At 35.3% G+C, this 18,947-nt stretch carries 19 protein-coding genes; 16 read left to right on the top strand and 3 right to left on the bottom strand.

Annotated features, from left to right (window positions below):
* Nucleotides 1-16: 16 nt before the first annotated feature.
* Nucleotides 17-1,747, bottom strand: coding sequence for an APC family permease (locus tag ABD682_RS13505; RefSeq protein WP_344742071.1), 1,731 nt, complete (start codon nucleotides 1,745-1,747; stop codon nucleotides 17-19).
* A gap of 146 nt (nucleotides 1,748-1,893) precedes the next feature.
* Between ABD682_RS13505 and ABD682_RS13500 the strand changes: the two genes are divergently transcribed.
* The 12 genes from ABD682_RS13500 (at nucleotide 1,894) to ABD682_RS13445 (ending at nucleotide 15,320) form a co-directional block, all read left to right on the top strand.
* Nucleotides 1,894-2,568: a response regulator transcription factor gene (locus tag ABD682_RS13500; protein ID WP_344742070.1), complete on the top strand. Its 675-nt coding sequence runs from the start codon at nucleotides 1,894-1,896 to the stop codon at nucleotides 2,566-2,568.
* A 3-nt stretch (nucleotides 2,569-2,571) separates the two neighbouring features.
* Complete coding sequence (locus ABD682_RS13495) at nucleotides 2,572-3,834, top strand: sensor histidine kinase (protein WP_344742069.1); 1,263 nt, start codon at nucleotides 2,572-2,574, stop codon at nucleotides 3,832-3,834.
* A gap of 92 nt (nucleotides 3,835-3,926) precedes the next feature.
* Nucleotides 3,927-4,382, top strand: a complete 456-nt coding sequence (locus tag ABD682_RS13490; protein WP_344742068.1) for a PepSY-like domain-containing protein — start codon at nucleotides 3,927-3,929, stop codon at nucleotides 4,380-4,382.
* A 112-nt stretch (nucleotides 4,383-4,494) separates the two neighbouring features.
* Complete coding sequence (locus tag ABD682_RS13485) at nucleotides 4,495-4,947, top strand: PepSY-like domain-containing protein (RefSeq protein ID WP_344742067.1); 453 nt, start codon at nucleotides 4,495-4,497, stop codon at nucleotides 4,945-4,947.
* Between the two features lie 201 nt (nucleotides 4,948-5,148).
* Nucleotides 5,149-7,143, top strand: coding sequence for an LTA synthase family protein (locus ABD682_RS13480; RefSeq protein ID WP_344742066.1), 1,995 nt, complete (start codon nucleotides 5,149-5,151; stop codon nucleotides 7,141-7,143).
* A 186-nt stretch (nucleotides 7,144-7,329) separates the two neighbouring features.
* Nucleotides 7,330-10,176 carry a gluzincin family metallopeptidase gene (locus ABD682_RS13475; RefSeq protein ID WP_344742065.1) on the top strand — a complete coding sequence of 949 codons (2,847 nt, stop codon included), beginning with the start codon at nucleotides 7,330-7,332 and terminating at the stop codon, nucleotides 10,174-10,176.
* Between the two features lie 140 nt (nucleotides 10,177-10,316).
* Entirely contained in the window at nucleotides 10,317-11,588 is a 1,272-nt protein-coding gene (locus ABD682_RS13470) for an NAD(P)/FAD-dependent oxidoreductase (protein WP_344742064.1), read from the top strand.
* A 150-nt stretch (nucleotides 11,589-11,738) separates the two neighbouring features.
* A complete protein-coding gene (locus ABD682_RS13465; protein WP_344742063.1) occupies nucleotides 11,739-12,443 on the top strand; it encodes a Crp/Fnr family transcriptional regulator in 705 nt (234 codons plus the stop codon).
* A gap of 181 nt (nucleotides 12,444-12,624) precedes the next feature.
* Entirely contained in the window at nucleotides 12,625-13,152 is a 528-nt protein-coding gene (locus ABD682_RS13460; protein ID WP_344742062.1) for a hypothetical protein, read from the top strand.
* 367 nt (nucleotides 13,153-13,519) lie between these two features.
* Nucleotides 13,520-14,200 carry a hypothetical protein gene (locus tag ABD682_RS13455; RefSeq protein ID WP_344742061.1) on the top strand — a complete coding sequence of 227 codons (681 nt, stop codon included), beginning with the start codon at nucleotides 13,520-13,522 and terminating at the stop codon, nucleotides 14,198-14,200.
* Nucleotides 14,201-14,364: 164 nt separating this feature from the next.
* Nucleotides 14,365-14,868 (top strand): hypothetical protein, encoded by a 504-nt coding sequence (locus tag ABD682_RS13450; protein ID WP_344742060.1) that lies wholly within the window; start codon nucleotides 14,365-14,367, stop codon nucleotides 14,866-14,868.
* Nucleotides 14,865-15,320 (top strand): universal stress protein, encoded by a 456-nt coding sequence (locus ABD682_RS13445; RefSeq protein WP_344742059.1) that lies wholly within the window; start codon nucleotides 14,865-14,867, stop codon nucleotides 15,318-15,320. The genes ABD682_RS13450 and ABD682_RS13445 overlap by 4 nt, the downstream gene beginning before the upstream one ends.
* Before the next feature lie 169 nt (nucleotides 15,321-15,489).
* On the opposite strand, the gene ABD682_RS13440 is transcribed toward ABD682_RS13445, so the two are convergent.
* Nucleotides 15,490-15,945 (bottom strand): hypothetical protein, encoded by a 456-nt coding sequence (locus tag ABD682_RS13440; protein WP_344742057.1) that lies wholly within the window; start codon nucleotides 15,943-15,945, stop codon nucleotides 15,490-15,492.
* A 286-nt stretch (nucleotides 15,946-16,231) separates the two neighbouring features.
* Between ABD682_RS13440 and ABD682_RS13435 the strand changes: the two genes are divergently transcribed.
* From ABD682_RS13435 to ABD682_RS13420, 4 genes are read left to right on the top strand one after another with little or no spacing between them, the layout of a single operon-like run.
* Entirely contained in the window at nucleotides 16,232-16,459 is a 228-nt protein-coding gene (locus ABD682_RS13435; RefSeq protein WP_344742056.1) for a hypothetical protein, read from the top strand.
* Nucleotides 16,456-17,037: a hypothetical protein gene (locus ABD682_RS13430; protein ID WP_344742055.1), complete on the top strand. Its 582-nt coding sequence runs from the start codon at nucleotides 16,456-16,458 to the stop codon at nucleotides 17,035-17,037. Before ABD682_RS13435 ends, ABD682_RS13430 begins: the two co-directional genes overlap by 4 nt.
* 52 nt (nucleotides 17,038-17,089) lie before the next feature.
* Nucleotides 17,090-17,533 (top strand): hypothetical protein, encoded by a 444-nt coding sequence (locus ABD682_RS13425; protein ID WP_344742054.1) that lies wholly within the window; start codon nucleotides 17,090-17,092, stop codon nucleotides 17,531-17,533.
* Nucleotides 17,533-17,991, top strand: a complete 459-nt coding sequence (locus tag ABD682_RS13420; RefSeq protein WP_344742053.1) for a hypothetical protein — start codon at nucleotides 17,533-17,535, stop codon at nucleotides 17,989-17,991. Before ABD682_RS13425 ends, ABD682_RS13420 begins: the two co-directional genes overlap by 1 nt.
* Before the next feature lie 20 nt (nucleotides 17,992-18,011).
* Here the strand turns inward: ABD682_RS13420 and ABD682_RS13415 are convergent, their stop codons facing one another.
* A complete protein-coding gene (locus ABD682_RS13415; RefSeq protein ID WP_344742052.1) occupies nucleotides 18,012-18,923 on the bottom strand; it encodes an alpha/beta hydrolase in 912 nt (303 codons plus the stop codon).
* Between the last annotated feature and the right edge of the window lie 24 nt (nucleotides 18,924-18,947).

The raw sequence follows: 18,947 nt of genomic DNA, 5'->3' as shown, positions 1-18,947 counted from the left end.
TTTTTTCAATTTGTTTTTAAATAATTAATCTGACTTCACCTAACTCCTGAATTTTGTAGGGAAATTTATATCCGGGAGAGGCGATGAACATAAAATTAGTTGGTATGCGCCAGCGTTCGGATAATTCTTTAATTTTTTCCGGTCCGAAAATTCCGGGTTCTTCAATAAATTCAACATTAATTGAAGGATAGGCCCGATCTAAAACCTCAATATCTTCTTTCAAACCATCGGCCACCTTTTCACCTTGATCCAACACCGTTACAATCTTTACACTTCGGGTGGCTTCGTTATCCGAAATATACAATAAAACTTTATTTAAAGTAGCAACATCGTCATGATTTGTGAAGTATACAAATTGCTGTTTATTGATGTTATGAAGCGCCACATTTATAATGCGATTCCATTTGAAGAAATATAGATCTTCATCCGGAAATAGGTAGTCAAGAATAATCAGGAATACTTTAAATATTTTTGTCCGATAGAACATAAAGAAAACCACAGCGAGCGTCGGTATTAAGTATTCCATGAAAATGGCCAGATATTCCGGATTCAAAATAATATTACCAACGATAGCGGCTCCCACAGCTAAAATTCCAATAAATAATCCAACCCAACTTGAACGTTCAGGTCGCGGAAGGCGTGCACGGTTAATCTTTAAAAGTAAATTACCAAAACCAAACAAGATCATGACTGATAGAAAAGCAATCGTATAAACACCTGCAAGTTTGGCGAGATCTCCTTCCGTAATAAGTAAGATGGATACACAAAGAATAAAAAAGAGGGCATAAATGGTGTAATTACTTCCTTTTTTATTTTGTTTTAAAAGGATGTTTGGTAAAATGCGATCCAGCGCCATGCGTTTCATCAAACCGCCCACACCAACAAATGATGTAAGTACAGCACCACTTAATACTAATGCAGCGTCAATACCAATGAGCAGCGACAACCAATGTCCGCTAACTGTTTTTCCCATGATTGATAAAAGTGCATCCTGGTTTACAACCACTTCAGGAATTGGAACAATGCTTAAAGCTAAAAAGGCAATTAGTGGATTAAAGATAGTCACCACGATCCACATATTTCTTAAGGTTTTTGGGAACACCCCTTTTTCTTGTTCTTCTACGTAATTGGCTGAACTTTCAAAACCACTAATTCCCAACATAGCAGCGGAAAATCCTAAAAACAGAGCGGTTAAAAAGCCCCCTTTGATGGGGCGGCTGAAATTCGATATAAGTACATCAATACCGTTTTCAAACAAAAAGAAGATACAAAAGGCACATAATATAGTTAAGGATACCAAATGAAATATAAAGATGGCTATGGCCACTTTTGATGATTCGCCTATTCCTAAAATGACCAATCCCATAAAGATCAGCAATAAGCCGATGGTCACGGGGATCACAGGAATAACGCTCCAAATACTGTGCGCGTATTTTACGGCTTCACTGGCCGAGATCACAGCTGTGGCCATATAACTTAGAACCGTAAGGGATGCCGCCAGGGAGGCTGTCGATTTTTTGGTTGTATTCAATAAGGCGTTGTAGGCACCACCATTAAGAGGCAAAGCTCCTACAACTTCGCCATAAATTCTTCTAAAAAAAAACAGAACCAAAGCTACTATAAGGAGTGAGATCCACGCGTATTGTCCTGCATAAACTATGGCGAGAGCTGAAACATACAAACAGGAAGAACTGATGTCGTTACCACAAATGGCCGTCGCTTCCAGTTGATTTAATTTTTTGGGCATAATTAAAATTATAAGGACTTATAATTACTAAAGTTAACGAATAATTCTTAAGAAAGTATTAAGTCAGTTAGTCTTTATGGTAACGAAATTAAATCTTTAGAATTAATTTAGAAAGCGATACTAAATTTATCTTGTAATTTTACATTATGAAATATTTAATCGCTGAAGACGAACTGGATTTACAAAGCTCTGTAGTAACTTATTTGGAGCGTGATGGGCATATTTGTGAAGTGGCCTCTAATTTTGAAGAAGCTCTGGAAAAAACGGCTATTTATGATTATGATGTTATAATTTTAGATCTGAATCTGGTTACCGGTAGTGGTCTGGATATTATTCGTTCAATGAAAAAAGGAAAGAAAAGGGCGAGTATCATCATTATTTCAGCCAATAATTCACTTAACGACAAGTTGGAAGGTTTGGATTTAGGAGCTGATGATTACATCACTAAACCATTTCATTTAGCAGAACTAAACGCACGTATCAATGCCGTACTTCGGCGCGGAAAATATGGTGGCGATGCCCAAATGGAATTCAATGAGATCCGTATAGACACTAACTCCAGAACGGCTTACATAAACGATAAGGCCATTGCTTTAACGCGAAAAGAATATGATCTTCTGGTATTTTTTATTTCAAATCAGGGGCGCGTACTTTCGAAAGAAATTATTGCAGAGCATCTTTGGGGTGATGATAGTGATCTACTCGATAATTTTGATTTTATTTACGTGCATATCAATAATTTGCGAAAAAAACTGACTGCGGAAGGCGCCAAGTATATAAAAACGGCCTACGGAAGCGGGTATAAATTTATAGAAGAATAGGACGTGACTAAAAAACGTAAACTCATCCAAAAAACGTCTAAGATCTTTTTGATGATAGGCATGATATTGGCTTTTTTAAGTTCGATAGCCTTGTATATTTACACGAAACATTTATTTGAACGGGAGATTGAAGAATCTCTATATTCTACTGAAGCACGTATTGCCAGTACGATAAAAAAAGATGGTTCCACGTATTCATTACCACCGGTCGCCGAAGTGAAAAGAGTAGACGCTCTAAAACTACAAAGACTCACAGATACTGTTATTTACGATCCCTCTCAAAATGAAATGGAACTTTTTAAGGAGTTGACAACATTCAGACGAATTAATAATGAGAATTATCAAATTACAGTTAGAAACATGGAAGTTGAATCGCAAGATTTCCTTCTGGCCATAGTTATATCAAATATTTCCATTTTCTTATTGGCTTTCATTTTCCTTTTTTATTTCAGTACCACGCGAAACATCAAACTCTGGAGTTCATTTTTTCATAATCTGGAAGAAATGAAACAATTTTCTGTTGCTGGCGATAGGGATATAACCCTAGAGGATAGTGATGTTTTGGAGTTTTCAGAATTAAAAAAACAGATCGAGTTATTAACTACCAAAGTAAAACAGGATTACGAGAATCTGAAACAATTTACAGAAGATGTTTCGCATGAAATGCAAACCCCATTAGCTATTATTCAGGCTAAGATTGAAAATATTATCAATGCCCAAAATCTCAGCGATAAACAGTTTGAACACCTCACCTCCATTCAAAAGGATATTCAGCGGTTGAAACAACTGAATAAACGCATGACTATTTTAACTAAAATTGATAAAAAGCAATTCGACAATGTTCAAAAGATCAGTATCTCGACCATGATCAATGAGAAAATTAAAGGTTTTGAAGAAATGCAGATGACACATATTAAATATCAAAACGTTGGAGAGTTAATGGCTGTAATGGACCCCTACCTGGTCGATATGCTTATTAATAACTTGTTGTCCAACGCCATTAAACATTCTAAAGAAAAATCTGAGGTTATTATTACGTCGAACAATCATGTGTTGCGCTTTATGAATGAGGGCGATAGGCCCATTGATAACCCTGATAAACTATTTATGCGCTTTTATCGCGAATCTAAAGCCAAACAATCTACAGGTTTGGGATTGGCCATCGTAAAGAAGATTTGTAACCTCTACGGCTTCAGTGTTAGCTATAAATTCGAAAACAAGCACCATATTTTCTCAGTTGATTTTCAACTTTCAAAAAACCATTAGATTTTCTTTAAACTAGCTTTAGATTGTCTTAAAAGGAACTTTAAAATTCCATAATATATTTAAGCAATTATAAATCTAAAACTATTTTAAAAATGAAAAATTTAAAAATTATTACTGGAATGTTTTTGGCCGGATTGTTATTTGCTTTTGCTCCAATAAAACAAGATGCTCCAAAAAAAGTAACTGATGCATTTCATTCGAAGTTTCCAAATGCCAAACAAGTACGTTGGGATAAGGAGAATGCCAATGAATGGGAAGCTGAATTCAAATTAAACGGTAAAGAGTATTCAGCTAATTTTCTTGATGATGGTACCTGGAAAGAAACCGAGCATAAGATAAGTACTTCAGAACTACCTAAGGATCTAAAAATGCAGATCAAACAGAAATTCCCGGGCTATAAAATAGAAGAACCCGAAATTTCAGAAACGGATAAAGGTAAAATGTTTGAATTGGTTCTCGAAAAGGATGAGATTATTAAGGAAGTTGTAGCAAATAGCAATGGGCAGATTCTAAGTCAGAAGAAGGTAACGAAGGCCGATGAAGACTAATTTTTCAGGTTCTAAAAAAGGAGTGTCGCCATGATTTCTGAAACACACTTAAAAATTTCTTTAAAATTCATTATTACCTTTATTCAGTTAATAATTTAAAACGAGGTTTGTAATGAAAAAATTAATCATAATAGGAGTTGTTTTAATTGGTTTGGTAGTGGCTTTTACGGCACTATTAAAGCATGATGCTCCCAAAGTAGTTAAAGCGGCTTTTGCAAAAAAATTCCCTAATGTATCCAAAGTGACATGGGACAAAGAAAATATTTCAGAATGGGAAGGGGAGTTTAAAATGGATGGCATCGCTTACTCCGTAAACTATGAGGACAATGGCACCTGGAAGGAAACCGAACACGAAATTACAATTTCAAGCTTACCACATAATTTGCGCTCACAGATCGAGAAGCAATTTCCGAATGATAACATAACGGAAGTGGAACTTTCTGTAACTCCTGATGGTACTTTTTATGAAATAATGCTTGGTGAAGGCGATCTGGGAACCGAAATTATAGCGAATAAGTCAGGAGATATTTTGAGTCAAAATAAAATTAAAGAAGATATTGATTAGTAGTTTCTCATGATTCATAGTTTATTGGTTGTTTTTTAAGAAAGCATCAAGGCATTCGTTTGTTTTGAAGCTTTTTTATTCCTGTTTTTAAATGAAAAAGAGCTATCTATTTTCAATTTTATTTATAAAATGAGGGTAAACTCAATTGTAAATTAGAATTTTGACTTATTTTTACCAAGGTTAATTTCCAACTGCAAACCAATGTCCAAAATCTTCCCATCACGATTTGCACTTTTTAAGGCGTTTATCGGACTCTTTTTGATTGTTTCATTTCTGGTGCGCATAAGTTTTTTTGTTTGGAATTTTTCTGAGGTCGATACCCATGTCATTAACCTGATGGCTACTTTCGGTTTGGGATTTCTTTTTGATTTGGCTACAATTTCATTTTTCGCCATTCCATTTTTAATATACCTTCTCATTTTTCCAAAGCGTTTTTATGGCTCTATTGCAGATAAGGTCATAACTTATCTGGGCTTCTTTTTGGGATTGCTTGTAATTTATTTTTCATTTTTTGGTGAATTTACTTTCTGGGATGAATTTCATCGACGTTATAATTTTATAGCTGTAGATTATTTGATCTATACCTACGAGGTGGTTCAAAACATCAATCAATCTTATCCATTGCCTTATCTTATTTCAGGAATCCTATTTATGGTGCTTTTGAGTTTGGTAATTGTTTATAAACTTGGCTATTTCAAAAAAACGTTTCGCAGTGATACCAGTTTTAGAACGAGAGCTTTTGCCATGGCACCCTGGATCATTCTATTACTTTTTAATTTATTTTTCATCAAAAATGATAATGCCGATTTTTCAGAAAATCGCTATAATAATGAATTGGCAAAATCAGGTATTTACTCGTTTTTTGCCGCCTTTAAGAACAATGAATTGCCTTACGGAGAATTTTATAAAACCATACCAAAGGAAGAAGCTTTCAATATTGTAAAAGAAAAGTATACATTTTCCCGCGATAGCTTTTTTAATCCCGAGGGACATAGCATCTACCGCGCTATTAAAAATAATCCAATTGATACGATTCCGCCGGAAACGCCTAATGTTATTTTTATTTGTGTTGAAAGTTTAAGTGCAGATTTTTTAGGAACCTATGGTAATGACAAAAATATTACGCCAACATTAGATTCTTTAGCCAACTCAAGCAGTTTGTTTTTTAAGAATTTATACGCCACAGGAACACGCACTGTGCGTGGGATGGAAGCCATTACCTTATCCATTCCACCAACGCCCGGACGTAGCATTGTAAAACGAGAAAACAATAGGAATCTCTTCACTATTGGCGAGGTGTTTAAACAGAAAGGCTATACTCGAAACTTTTTTTATGGAGGTGATGGTTATTTTGATAATATGAATACATTTTTTGGAAGAAATGGCTTTAATATTATAGACCGTGGCAGAGGGTATTTACTGGATAGTTCTATTAAAACTACGCGAACCAACATCGAGGATAATGAAGTTACCTTTGAAAATGCCTGGGGCGTTTGTGATATGGACCTTTATAATAAGGTGATTAAAGAGGCCGATAAATCATACGCAGATAGTATTCCGTTCTTTGATTTTGTGATGACAACTTCTAATCATAAACCTTATACATACCCTGAAGGTAAGATCGATATACCTTCCGGAACGGGCCGTGATGGTGCTGTGAAATATACGGATTATGCGATTAATCAGTTTTTTAAAAATGCCAAGGATAAACCCTGGTATGAAAATACGGTGTTTGTGATCATGAGCGATCACTGTGCCAGTAGTGCCGGACGCTGGGAACTGGATATTAAAAATTACAGGATACCTGCATTTATTATTAACCTCCCGAAAACGATGCCGAAACAAGTGTTTACTCTGGCCTCACAGATAGATGTTTTTCCAACCTTATTCGCGCGTTTAAACTGGAATTATAATTCGAATTTCTTTGGAAACGACATTCTTAATATGCCCAAGGAAGACCTTCGGGCTTTTGTTGGTAATTACAGGAAATTAGGCTATTTCAAGGATAATAAAGTTGTGGTTCTGGATGAACAAAAAAATGCAAATTTCTATGCTTATGATAATTTAGACAATAGTTTGACTCCTATTCCAGCAGATACCACCTATGTGAATACGAGTATAGCCTTTTATGAAGTGGCTGATGATCTGTATCGCCATGGAGGTTTAAAAGTTAAGACTGAGAAGGATGAAAATTGAGTTTTTTCTTTCTAAAAAAAATCAAAAAATTTAAAATTGCTTAAGAATTTAATTTTAGATTTAAAACTGAAAATCTATATTTACGCACTCCGGTATTCAACACATTTAAAGGTAGTTTTTATGTAGTTATGCGGCTTCGGTTTGGTTATGAAGAATGGCAATATAATTTTTTTCTATTTGGTTTTAATGATGCCTTTTGCAGTTTTTGGCCAAACTCAAAACGCAACAGAAGGCGATTCATTTACGTCAAAGCAAACTTATAAAAATTATCTTCATCAGGATATTGAAATCGATGCGGTTTTAGATACTTTAGGCCATACCATCGCTATTAATCAAAAGGTTGTTTATCATAATTATTCGAAGGATACCTTAAAGACGATTTGGTTTCATAATTGGCCAAACAGCTATGCCAACAAAACGACGCCGCTCGCCATACGTTTTGAAGAAGACTACAAACGGATTTTTCATTTTGCCAAACCTGAAGAACGCGGTTCTACAGATCTTCAAAACATTTCCAATGCTAAAAGCGAAACTTTGGCCTGGGAAAAGCCGGATGCCATTGATGATATTTTAAAGATCGATCTTCGAAAGCCTTTATTACCCGATAGTTCAACAATCATTAATTTACAATATACCGTGAAGCTTCCTGACAGTCGTTTTACCGGTAACGGTTACACCAGAAACAATAATTTTTACTTGCGATCGTGGTATATCATTCCTGCGGTATACGATGGGGAGTGGGAAGTTTATAGCGACAAAGATCTTATTGATTTTTATGCGCCCTTATGCGATTACAAGGTCAACTTTACTATTCCTGAATATTACACGTTGAGTTCTGGTTTGGTGCATACCAAAACAGAAGCACTTGCGGATACTAAAAAAGTGTTTCTGGAAGGAAATAATTTACGTGATCTCCAGATTTATATTCAAAAACATCCGGATTTCTATAGGTTACCAACGGATAAGTTTACTATTAAAACCAACATTTCAGAACCTAGTTTAGATACTGAAACAAAACTTCAAATAGGGAATAGGATCACAAACTTCTTAGATTCCCTTATTGGGCCGTTGCCCATCAAAAATATTTTGGTTTCAGATATCGATCAGCGGAAGAGTCCCATTTATGGTCTCAATCAATTACCCGAAAAATTACGGCCCTTTACAAATAGATTCCAATACGAAATGGAATTATTAAAAACCACCACAAACGCCGTATTGGATCGTGTGCTTATAATTAATCCTAGAGAGGAAAAATGGGTAACCGATGGCATCCTGATTTATGGGCTGATGACCTATGTAGATCGCTATTATCCGGAAATGAAATTGGGAGGAAGTTTTTCTAAAATATTTGGTTTAAAATGGTTTCATGCGGTTAATCTTGATTTTAACGATCAGTATTACTTAGGCTATAAAAACATGGCGCGGCGGTTTATTGATCAACCTTTAGATATGGCTCGAGATTCCCTGCTCAAGTTTAATTACAGTATTTCCAACATGTACAAGGCCGGATTGGGATTGAAATATTTAGAAGACTATTTAGAAGATGACGTTGTTTCAAAAAGCATCAAAAACTTTGTAAATGAATGGCAGTTCAAACAAAGTTCAGCTCAGGATTTTAAAACCATTCTGGAGACGCATGCTCAAAAGGATATCGATTGGTTTTTTGAAGATTATGTCGCCACAAACAAAAAGATCGATTATAAGATCGCAGATGTTACTGATCGAGGTGATTCTTTGATGGTTACCCTTCGAAATCGACGAAATAATACCATGCCAGTATCCCTTTACGCTTTAAAGGAAGATAGTATTGTAAATAAAATTTGGGTAAAGGGTTTTTTGAATGACACTACTTTGGTACTTTCAAAAAATAATGCCAATCGTTTGGTTTTGGATTACAACCGGACTATTCCTGAAGTTCGACGCTCAAATAATTACAAGAATTTGGATGGCGTATTCAACAAACCTTTACAGTTAAAATTGTTCAAGGATGTAGAAGATCCCAGTAAGAACCAGACCTTTTTTATGCCGGTATTAGAATTCAACAATATTTATGATGGTGTAACTGTGGGCGGAAAAATTTATAATAAAACCATAATCAAGAAACCTTTTATTTATAAACTCACACCTACCTATGGTTTTAAATCAAAAGCCTTATTAGGCTCTTTTCTTTTTACCTTAACCCAACAGATCAATGATTTTGGATGGTATGCCTTTAATGCCGGAATCTCCGGAAGTCGCACCAGTTATGCTCGCGATTTGTATGCCAATGGTTTGGCGCCTTCGGTGTCATTGTTTTATCGTAAAAAGGATCTTAGGAGTAATTTGTTTCAAAGTATCAATATCAGGAACGTAAGTATCTATAGAGACAGAGATCCTGATATCCCTTTAAATACCCCAAATTACAGTGTTCTAAATGCACGGTATTATTTTTCGGATTCTAATTTTTCCAACAGTTTTATTTTTCGTGGAAATCTAGAAATATCCAAACGTTTTAGTAAAATTTCAACAACGGCTTTTTATAGAAAATTATTTTTGAGTAACAGACAAATCAGTTTTCGTTTGTATGCAGGAACGTTTTTAAATAATAATACGCAAGCTGATAACGGTTATTTTGATTTTGCTCTTGATCGACCCTCTGATTATTTATTTGATTACAATTATATTGGACGCTCTGAATCTACCGGTTTGGCATCGCAGCAATATATTGTTGCAGAAGGCGGTTTTAAATCTATTTTGCCAACCCGATATGCCAACCAATGGATAACAACACTTAACGGCACGGTGAGCATCTGGAACTGGATCCATGCCTATGGCGATATCGGCCTTTTAAAGAATGAAGGATTCACACCGTATTTTGCTTACGATTCGGGTATAAAACTGAGTTTGGTTACCGATTATTTTGAACTTTATTTTCCGGTAGCTTCTAATAATGGCTTCGAAATTGGTCAGCCAAACTACGACCGGAAGATTCGGTTTTTAGTGACCTTAAATTTCAAAACGCTTATCGGTTTATTTACACGTCGCTGGTATTAAGAATAAATCACTAAGAGTTCTGAAAGTATTATAAATACTGATAAAATTGCTACCTGGGTAGCACACTTAAAGTTGTTTGCCCATTACTTTTATCTTGTATTTGTTATTCGTATCTTATAGTTATTTCTAAGAGAAATCAAATGACCAAAAAACCTAAAATTGTAATTATTGGTGCAGGATTTGGCGGTATTGCCATAGCCAAAGCGCTTAAAAATAAGCAAGTCGATGTTTTGATCGTCGATAAACATAATTACCATAATTTTCAACCTTTAATGTATCAGGTAGCTACCGGTGGTTTAGAACCCGGAAGTATTGCGTACCCGGTACGGCGGATTTTCAGAAGATTTAAAAATATTCAATTTCGAATGGCGGAGGTTCTTGAAGTTGATCCTAAAACCAATAAACTAAAAACTTCAGCTGGAACCGTTGATTACGATTACCTTGTTGTTGCTACCGGAAGTCAGAATAATTATTTCAATTTTGAACCGGTAAAAGAGCAATTACTTACTTTAAAATCTATCCCGGATGCTCTGAATTTGCGAAGCTTTATTTTTCAAAACCTGGAACGTGCCATGCTAACCAAAGAGATCGAAAAACTTACCGAAATCTTGAATGTTGCCATTGTTGGCGGAGGTCCCGCCGGAATAGAGTTAGCAGGAGCATTAGCAGAAATGAAACGCTATGTGATCCCTCGGGATTTTCCTAATTTGGATGTTTCCAGGATGCACGTGAATCTCTATGAAGCCGCTCCGAGGCTACTCGCTGCCATGTCTGAAAATGCTTCAGAAAAAAGTGAAGCCTATTTAAAAAAATTAGGGATCAATGTGTTTTTAAATGCCAAAGTGAGTGGTTATGATGGTAAGAAGATCACACTCGAGGATGGCTCAGACTTTATTACCGATACCGTGATTTGGACAGCCGGGGTGAAAGGAGCACCGGTAAAAGGATTGCCACAGGAAAGTTTGGTTCGCGGAAATAGATTAAAGGTCAATGCTTTCAATCAAATTGAAGGATTTGAAAATATCTTTGCTATTGGTGACGTGGCATCTTGTATAACCGATGATAATCCTCGGGGATTACCTATGCTGGCGCCTGTAGCGCAACAACAAGGGAGATTACTATCAAAAAATATACTTCGTTTAATTTCGGGCAAGCCCTTGGAAGCATTTCGTTATAAGGACAAAGGAACTATGGCTACCGTAGGACGAAAAAAAGCGGTAGTGGATTTACCAAAATTTAAATTTCAAGGATCCTTTGCCTGGTTTGTTTGGATGTTCGTTCATATTTTTTCATTGATCGGCTTTCGAAATAAATTGTTGGCTTTTATGGATTGGTTTTCTAATTACATAAGTTACGACCGTCCATTAGGGCTCATTATTAGGCCATACAAACGTTCAAAGTCAAAAAATTAAAACCAGAGTCTAAAAAAAATCCTAATTCCCGGGTATTAATGTTATACAAATGTTAATTGTTTCCAGTGTGGGTAAATCTTTAGAAAAACTTTAGAATTCGTAAGTAATTTTAGTAGTGAAAAAATTACAACCCAAACAACAACATTCAAAATGGATTCAAAAGACTTACACTACAACTACAGCCTGGAACTTTTGGCTAAAAATCCTATTTTTAAAAATCTTGATGAGGCTACACTAGAATCCCTATTAAGTGGCTTTTCATATAAGAAATGGGAAAAGAATACAGAGTTTTTTCATGGAGATCAAACTTTATATAAGTTTTATATTGTGCTGTCCGGAAGGTTAAAAATGTATCAGGTAGATGTAGAGCAGGGTAGGGAATTCACGGTATTTTTATTGAAACAAAATGATCTGTTCGACGTAATCTCACTGATGGATGGGCATAAACACTCCATGAATATTGAAACCATCGATGATTGTGAATTGTTGTGCGCCCCGATGCATTTAATGCGACATTGGATCGAAGAACATCCGGAGATCAATAAAACCTTATTACCATACGTTGCAAGTCGTATGCGTATCTTGGAAACAAACCTCACAGATAATGTGCTTTCTGATATTCCAACGCGACTGGCAAAACTCATGCTGTCATATGTTGATGAACAATCCCATAAATTAAAATTGATAAATGACCTTTCTCACGATGAAATAGCCAACATGATTGGGTCAACCAGAGCAGTAGTGAACAGACATATCCAAAGTTTCAAGAAATCAGGAATTCTCGATATTCATCGTAAGAATACGGATATTCTTGATCTTCACCTGCTAGAAGAGCGAGTAACTGACCGGCGATAAAATCTATATAAATTTAAATAAAACCTCTTTTAGAGGTTTTTTTATTCCCTAATGTGAAATTCCTGTTAAAGTAGTTAAAATGCTACTTAGGTAGCACTAAGCACCTTCAATACCTAATAATTTTGATAACACAATCAGAAGATCAAAAAATAGAGTATTAATTATTTAAATATTTTTTGTGATGAAAAAATGGATATTAGGGTTTTGTTTTTTGAGCCTAACCACCTCAAGTTTTGCACAAAAAGTGCTTTATGAAGTAAAATTGAAACAAGAAAAAGTTCCGGCAGAAATTAAAGCTGCTAAGGAAAAGGATTTCAAAGATTACGACGTTAAGGAATATGATGCTGTACCTGTAACGATGATCGATGATGACATGGTGGTCACTCAGGATAAAGATTTTGATCCTAGCAATTATCAAACGTATCAGGTAAAAATGATGGGGAAAGAAGCTGAGTTAGATGCGTATTATAATAAAGACGGAAAATTGATTAGTACTTACGAGAATATAAAAGATAAAGAATTACCGGAGGTTATTGATAGAGCTATTTTCAAAAAGTTCCCTCATGCCCAAATAGTAACGGATCGTTATGTGAGTGAACGTTTCCTGGAAAATGGGAAATCGAAAGTTCGGTATCATGTTAAAGTAAAAAACGATGGCAAAACCTATCATATGGATATTGATGGCAATGGAAATGTTTTGGTAAGTTAAACGTATAAGATTAGAATTAAAATATACCTCATGGGAGTGTGGGGTTACATAGAGTGAAAATTGGTTTTTTCATTTGTTTGTTAGTTAGTGTTGATAAAGACTGCTTATTAAAATTAAGCAGTCTTTATTTATTAAAATTTATTGCTATGCTACTTAAGTAGTACTTCTCCTTATTTTATCCCATTAGTTTTACACTGTTTTTTGGTTGATGAAAGACTAGCAGACTTCATGTGGCTAGTTGCTTAGAAAAGAGGTTGGTTATAAACTAACCTCTTTTTTAAATTATGGTCAACTGCTACCTAAGTATCATTTTTTCATTGTTTTTCATTATAATTTTATAACAGTAAAAAGAAGAAATAGAATAATTATGAAACGATCTGGTTTAATAGTGATGGCATTCACTTTGGTGAGTTTCATCAGCTGTAAAAAAAAGGATGATACAGAGGCTTTGCCAACAGATAATGCCGTTGCTGCAGAAGAAACAATAAAGGTAACTCCACAGGAGTCGGATATCTTTTTTAATAAGGCTTTAAAGTCTATTGAAAATGGCGACAGACAAATGGCATCCAAACAAATAATCAAGGGTGTTGAAGCACTGGAAAAAGAGGGCGCTAAAACAAGGGGGCAAAGCAAGTTAAATTTAGATCTGGCTATGGATCAATTGCGGGATATCGCCGGAAAACTCAGTGATAATTACGATGTTTCTAAAATAGGCTACAAAGAAGCTGTTGCCAATTCAGAAATCAATATTGGTCATTCTTATTTAGCAACAGATCAGGTGTTTGTAATAACACCTAAAGATAAAGCGAATGCAAATAAAAGACTCCGTAATCTGGATTATGAATTAAAGAATATGGCCGCCGGTAACGCCAAGCTTACAGGCGATGCAAAAAAGGCTGGTCAGGCCATTCAGATGGAAGGAGAGCAACTTAAAAAAGAATATCAAGACTGGGAGAAGCGGGTAGATGCCCATTTAAAAAGAACATCGGAACAAGTAGGTAAGCATAAATCGGAATATAATTTTCAATGGGATTATCCTTTGTGGTAATATTTAAACGCAAGTTTAGATTAGTTGTTAGTGGTTAGTTTTAAAAAGAGGTTGCCTTCTGGTAACCTCTTTTTGATTTTTGTTATTAGTTAAGCTACTTAGGTAGCAGTAAGTACAACAGATTTAAACTATCTTATTGTTTAATAATCAACTCTAAATTAAAAATGAAAGATAAATCATCATCAAGTTCCGGACTTTTTAATTTTGAAAGTCATGGCCACTGGAAAGACAACCAATTTGCATGGTTCTATGCTTCTCTTATTTTGGTGGCATCGCTTATTTTGGGTATTTCATTATACCTTTCAGGTGTTTACGAATCAATGTCCTGGCGGTCGGTAAAGATATTTTTTATCCTTTTCAGCTTCATTGCTTTGGTAAGTGATTATCATAAACATAAAGCAGAAATATCGTATGTGGAGGCCGTTCTTTTATGTTTAAAAACCGGCTTTTATTTTTTGGCCATGTACTTACCAATCATAATTATTTTTTTAGCGACCAGTAAAACCGAAATGCAGGCGGTTGTTAAGAATGAAGTGATGGAGCAAAGTTTTTCGTTTTTTGAAATGGTTTTTGTAAATTATTTGGAAACTGTAGTAACAACAGCTATCTGCGCCATTGCAGCGGCTTTTACTGTAGGTTTTATTCACAATAAAAAACAAGAATCATGAAAAAAATTTGTATTGCCTTAGACACAAGCCCTTCTGCCGAAAAAGTGGCTAAAACGGGTTATGAATATGCCGAAGCGATAAATGCCGAGGTAAAATTAATTCATGTGGTTTATGATGCCGCAGCTTATACCTATTCCTATGATTCCATAATGAATTACGATGGATTTCTGATCCAGCAAAATAAAGAGATCGTGGAAAGCCTTGAAAACGAGTCAAAACAGTTTCTAGAAACTACAGCGCGCTTTTTGGGTGAACCGGATCTTAAGGTTGAAGTATTGGAAGGTTTGGCTGAAGAAGAAATTTTGCGCTTCGCGGAAGATTGGAAAGCAGATCTTATCGTGTTGGGAACACATAGTCATAGTTTATTGGAAAATGTACTGCTGGGTAATGTCGCAACAAACATCGTGAAGCATTCTAAAATTCCTTTGCTGATTGTACCCGTGAAAGATTAGAATAATTTTCATTCGGCTCGAAAACACGGTTTAAGCACCTGACTTTAATTCAGGTGTTTTTTTTTGATTCCATTTGAACCATTCAAAAAGAAAAACCCATTGTAATAGACTATAAATGTATTACAATGGGTAAATCAACTAACTAACTAACAAACTATGAAAAATAATTTTATTTGCTTTGAGGTTCCGCGGGAATAGCGGGTTGATCTTGAAACATTTGAGACCGCATAGCCTGCATTTGCTGCTGCATCTGTTGCTGCATTTGTGCCATCATAGCGGCTGGATCGTTCATCTCATCATCGAAAAAATCATCCATATCCATCATAGGATCTCCCGAATTACTAAAGAACTGCTGATGCATACTTTTGGAAAAACCATGCATGATGCTGTCCATAGAGGGGTTTGAAAAATCACCTGAATTTCCTGAAGAACTGTAGGAATAAATGGAATCATATTTAATTAGATTTCCATTTTCATCAACCTCTTTTTTAACCGTCCAATTACCTTTTGGTTTACTTTGTTCAATATCATTTTTTGGATTGGCTGAGGCGGTTGTTTCTTCATTTTTACTGTGGCAAGCCAAAAGTGTCGAGGCTCCCAATATGATCAAAAAAACTTTTTTCATGATATTCAATTTTTAGATTGAAATGCATTAAAAACACTTACGAAGTTACATGCTTTTCTGTCTTGTTTGGGTTAAAGATTTCATAAATTTTTTTTATACCAGTATTAATTATAACTGCTACTTAAGTAGCAAAAAAAGTGATAAAAAATTATAACTTATGGTTGAGAGTTAAAGAGTGTTAAAGCTTTTATAACACTTGAGAGAATGAGAAATAGTGCTACTTAGGTAGCACTATTTTTTTTGCCCTGAAAGTACCTTTAAAAGAGTCAAAATAAAAATTAAAATCATGGGTAAAATATGTCACATCAGTGAAGCTGTAGAAGCTTGCATTTTTGAAATTGAAATGAACTATCCGGAACTGTATCATTATCTGGAAGAAACACCTTTTAAAGATAACACCAGGAAAACGTTTAGTGATGCCGACTATCAAGCCTATTTTAATTCTATTCAGGAGATTTTAGATCATTTTCAGCATCATATTTTTTTAAAATATCAAAAACAAGTAAGGTTATGAAAACAAAGTTGAAATTATTGATAATTTCCTTGGTATTGGTTCTTATCAATTTTGGAAAGTTAGAAGCACAGAACGATACGCCTCAGACCAAAATTTCTTATGATGTTAATGTTGGTCCGGTTTATCCTATTGAAGGTACAAGCGAACATTTTAAAGGTTTTGCTTCGGTAAATGATACTACCGGAGTTTTTGAATCCCTGAATTTTGAAGTTGATCTTAATTCATTTACGGGAATTCATGCCGGTTATCTAGGTTGGTTGGCCAATAGCTGGAATAATCCTGATTTAAAATTTAGAAGCAACAAAATAACTAAAGTTGGTGACCACTGGAAAGTTGAGGGTATTTTAGAGTTTCGAAGACGCTATGCCTATCTTCAAATAAATATGACCTCTAAGGAAATTAATAATGACGTGGTACTCGATGGCAACTTCACGATGAATACCCATGATTATTACAATTTTGCTACGCCTTCTGAACTTGTTGCCACCTGGATTCCGTTTAATTTGCAAATGGTTTTCGATAAACCAACACTGAAGAAACAGGAGGTCAATGTAGCTACTGTCAATAGTTCCTCATAGGAAGAAAATAGTTTTTAATTTTTAGGTCTGAAGAAATCAAACTTTATTGGGAATGAATACGAATTCAAAAGTGCTTTTGGAAACCAATTTAAAGAATCGTTACAACCAAACTTATCAATGGATCAAAGCGATAAAACAATTTGAGCAAGAGCTTGTGCATTTGAGAAAAATCATCGAGAACCGAATTCATACAAAATGTGATAGTGATTGTGATCACAAAACCATTTACAGGAATATCGATACGGTCCTTTATCAGGTATCCGAGGATTTGATTTTTGATTTGGTGAAGCATGCCAAAACCATAAATACAGTTATTTATGCTCAAGTCTTTTTGAATGTAGAGGACTTGAACCTCAGGCATATTCATCTTTTTGAGAAAATGGAATTACTTCATAACAGCATTGAAAACCTTAGGGTATCTATCATGAAATTTATTGAAGATAGGCCTTATGAGTTTGAGGAGTTTAAAGATTTAAATTTAAAACTCGATTTATAATGAAACTGAAATTATTTGCAATATGCTTTTTATTTACAGTTGGTGTCGCTACTGCACAGGAAGATTTTCAGGTTATGAAACAAAAATTACCATACCATAAGGTGGCCTCAAGTTTCGGTGTTAATTTAATTGGCGTAAATGAAGATTTTGTAATCTACAATTGGCAAAAATTCATTGAGAGTCACGGCGGCGTTACTTATGTGGTTTCTATAGATCGAGGTAATATTGAGTTGGATAGTGAACATGTGGTATGCCCATTCCTGGCGCATCAAAAAGCGGACATTCATTCTAGAATTACTCCAAATGATGATCTCACAGGTGTTTTACTTACCATATGGATAGAAAAGTCAAACGGAACGTATTATTCATCAGAAAGCGATGAAAATTCGGGAGTTCATATTAATAATTGGTTGGAAGCATTTCACAATAAATTAATGGCGCTTAGCAGGACGCATTGAATTTCTATTTATAAAAGGTCTTATCGAAAAACGGCATCTTGATAGGTTCCGCCATCAATAACCACTTTTCGCAGAAACACAAAAGCTTGTCTCAGATCGTCGTAAGGCAAATTGAAGATATCATGACCACGGTCTAAATAACTGTAAAGCAAATAACTCGCCTTCTGTTTTTTTAAGGTTTCAACGATCGCTTTGGAGCCTGCCTCAGGCAAATATCCTTTTTGAGTTTCTGTACAATTGTGGTGTGCCCCGTAACTATATGGAATAATGGGATCAACGGTACCATGATAAAAAACGCCCGGTGTATTATTGGCTTGGCTAATGAGGTCTGTATTTAAGATCGCACCTGAAATGGAAATCACGCCAGCGATCTTAGGAAGGCCGGGAAAATATTTTCGACTTATCACTAGTTTTCGGTTGTAGGCTAAATTCAGGCCAATCTCTGCACCCGCGCTACTGCCGGTTAAAATGATCTTCGTGTCATCAATACCAAAAATATTTTTGTATTTCAGGAGGTAGAGTAGTGCCTGGGTAACATCTTCAGTTGCCGTTCTGATCGTCTGCAATACAAAGTCTTTTGAAACATGACAACCAAAGCTTTTATTCTTTGGAATTTTGGTGTAATCTACCACCGCTACCACATAACCTTTTTTCGCTATATTTTTGGCCAGACTAACCAATCCTTGATCACTGCGTTTCCCGTATTTGAAACCACCACCATGAATTAACATCAGTAAAGGTCTGTGTTCAATCTTGTCCTGAAGCGGCGTATAAAGATCAAATTTTAGCGTTTTATCAGCAATAAGGGAGTAGGTATAGGTCTTTACTGAAATAGCATCAAATACAGGATCAACATAGCGTGTTTGCGCATATAAACCTGGAATTAAAATAAAACATAGTATTGTAGAATACCATAATTTAAAATTATGCATAGACCTTCTCCGAAATTTTAGCAC

The sequence above is a fragment of the Gaetbulibacter aestuarii genome (assembly GCF_039537665.1).
Lineage (GTDB): Bacteria > Bacteroidota > Bacteroidia > Flavobacteriales > Flavobacteriaceae > Gaetbulibacter_A > Gaetbulibacter_A aestuarii.
Note: the sequence above shows the minus strand (reverse complement) of the source record. Positions and strands in the feature narration are given on the sequence as shown.

Excerpts from the sequence above, each read along its gene's own strand:
- ABD682_RS13505 (WP_344742071.1), bottom strand. The coding sequence starts at position 1,747 with ATGCCCAAAAAATTAAATCAACTGGAAGCGACGGCCATTTGTGGTAAC.
- ABD682_RS13500 (WP_344742070.1), top strand. The coding sequence starts at position 1,894 with ATGAAATATTTAATCGCTGAAGACGAACTGGATTTACAAAGCTCTGTA.
- ABD682_RS13490 (WP_344742068.1), top strand. The coding sequence starts at position 3,927 with ATGAAAAATTTAAAAATTATTACTGGAATGTTTTTGGCCGGATTGTTA.
- ABD682_RS13485 (WP_344742067.1), top strand. The coding sequence starts at position 4,495 with ATGAAAAAATTAATCATAATAGGAGTTGTTTTAATTGGTTTGGTAGTG.
- ABD682_RS13480 (WP_344742066.1), top strand. The coding sequence starts at position 5,149 with ATGTCCAAAATCTTCCCATCACGATTTGCACTTTTTAAGGCGTTTATC.
- ABD682_RS13475 (WP_344742065.1), top strand. The coding sequence starts at position 7,330 with ATGATGCCTTTTGCAGTTTTTGGCCAAACTCAAAACGCAACAGAAGGC.
- ABD682_RS13470 (WP_344742064.1), top strand. The coding sequence starts at position 10,317 with ATGACCAAAAAACCTAAAATTGTAATTATTGGTGCAGGATTTGGCGGT.
- ABD682_RS13465 (WP_344742063.1), top strand. The coding sequence starts at position 11,739 with ATGGATTCAAAAGACTTACACTACAACTACAGCCTGGAACTTTTGGCT.
- ABD682_RS13460 (WP_344742062.1), top strand. The coding sequence starts at position 12,625 with ATGAAAAAATGGATATTAGGGTTTTGTTTTTTGAGCCTAACCACCTCA.
- ABD682_RS13455 (WP_344742061.1), top strand. The coding sequence starts at position 13,520 with ATGAAACGATCTGGTTTAATAGTGATGGCATTCACTTTGGTGAGTTTC.
- ABD682_RS13450 (WP_344742060.1), top strand. The coding sequence starts at position 14,365 with ATGAAAGATAAATCATCATCAAGTTCCGGACTTTTTAATTTTGAAAGT.
- ABD682_RS13445 (WP_344742059.1), top strand. The coding sequence starts at position 14,865 with ATGAAAAAAATTTGTATTGCCTTAGACACAAGCCCTTCTGCCGAAAAA.
- ABD682_RS13440 (WP_344742057.1), bottom strand. The coding sequence starts at position 15,945 with ATGAAAAAAGTTTTTTTGATCATATTGGGAGCCTCGACACTTTTGGCT.
- ABD682_RS13435 (WP_344742056.1), top strand. The coding sequence starts at position 16,232 with ATGGGTAAAATATGTCACATCAGTGAAGCTGTAGAAGCTTGCATTTTT.
- ABD682_RS13430 (WP_344742055.1), top strand. The coding sequence starts at position 16,456 with ATGAAAACAAAGTTGAAATTATTGATAATTTCCTTGGTATTGGTTCTT.
- ABD682_RS13425 (WP_344742054.1), top strand. The coding sequence starts at position 17,090 with ATGAATACGAATTCAAAAGTGCTTTTGGAAACCAATTTAAAGAATCGT.
- ABD682_RS13420 (WP_344742053.1), top strand. The coding sequence starts at position 17,533 with ATGAAACTGAAATTATTTGCAATATGCTTTTTATTTACAGTTGGTGTC.
- ABD682_RS13415 (WP_344742052.1), bottom strand. The coding sequence starts at position 18,923 with ATGCATAATTTTAAATTATGGTATTCTACAATACTATGTTTTATTTTA.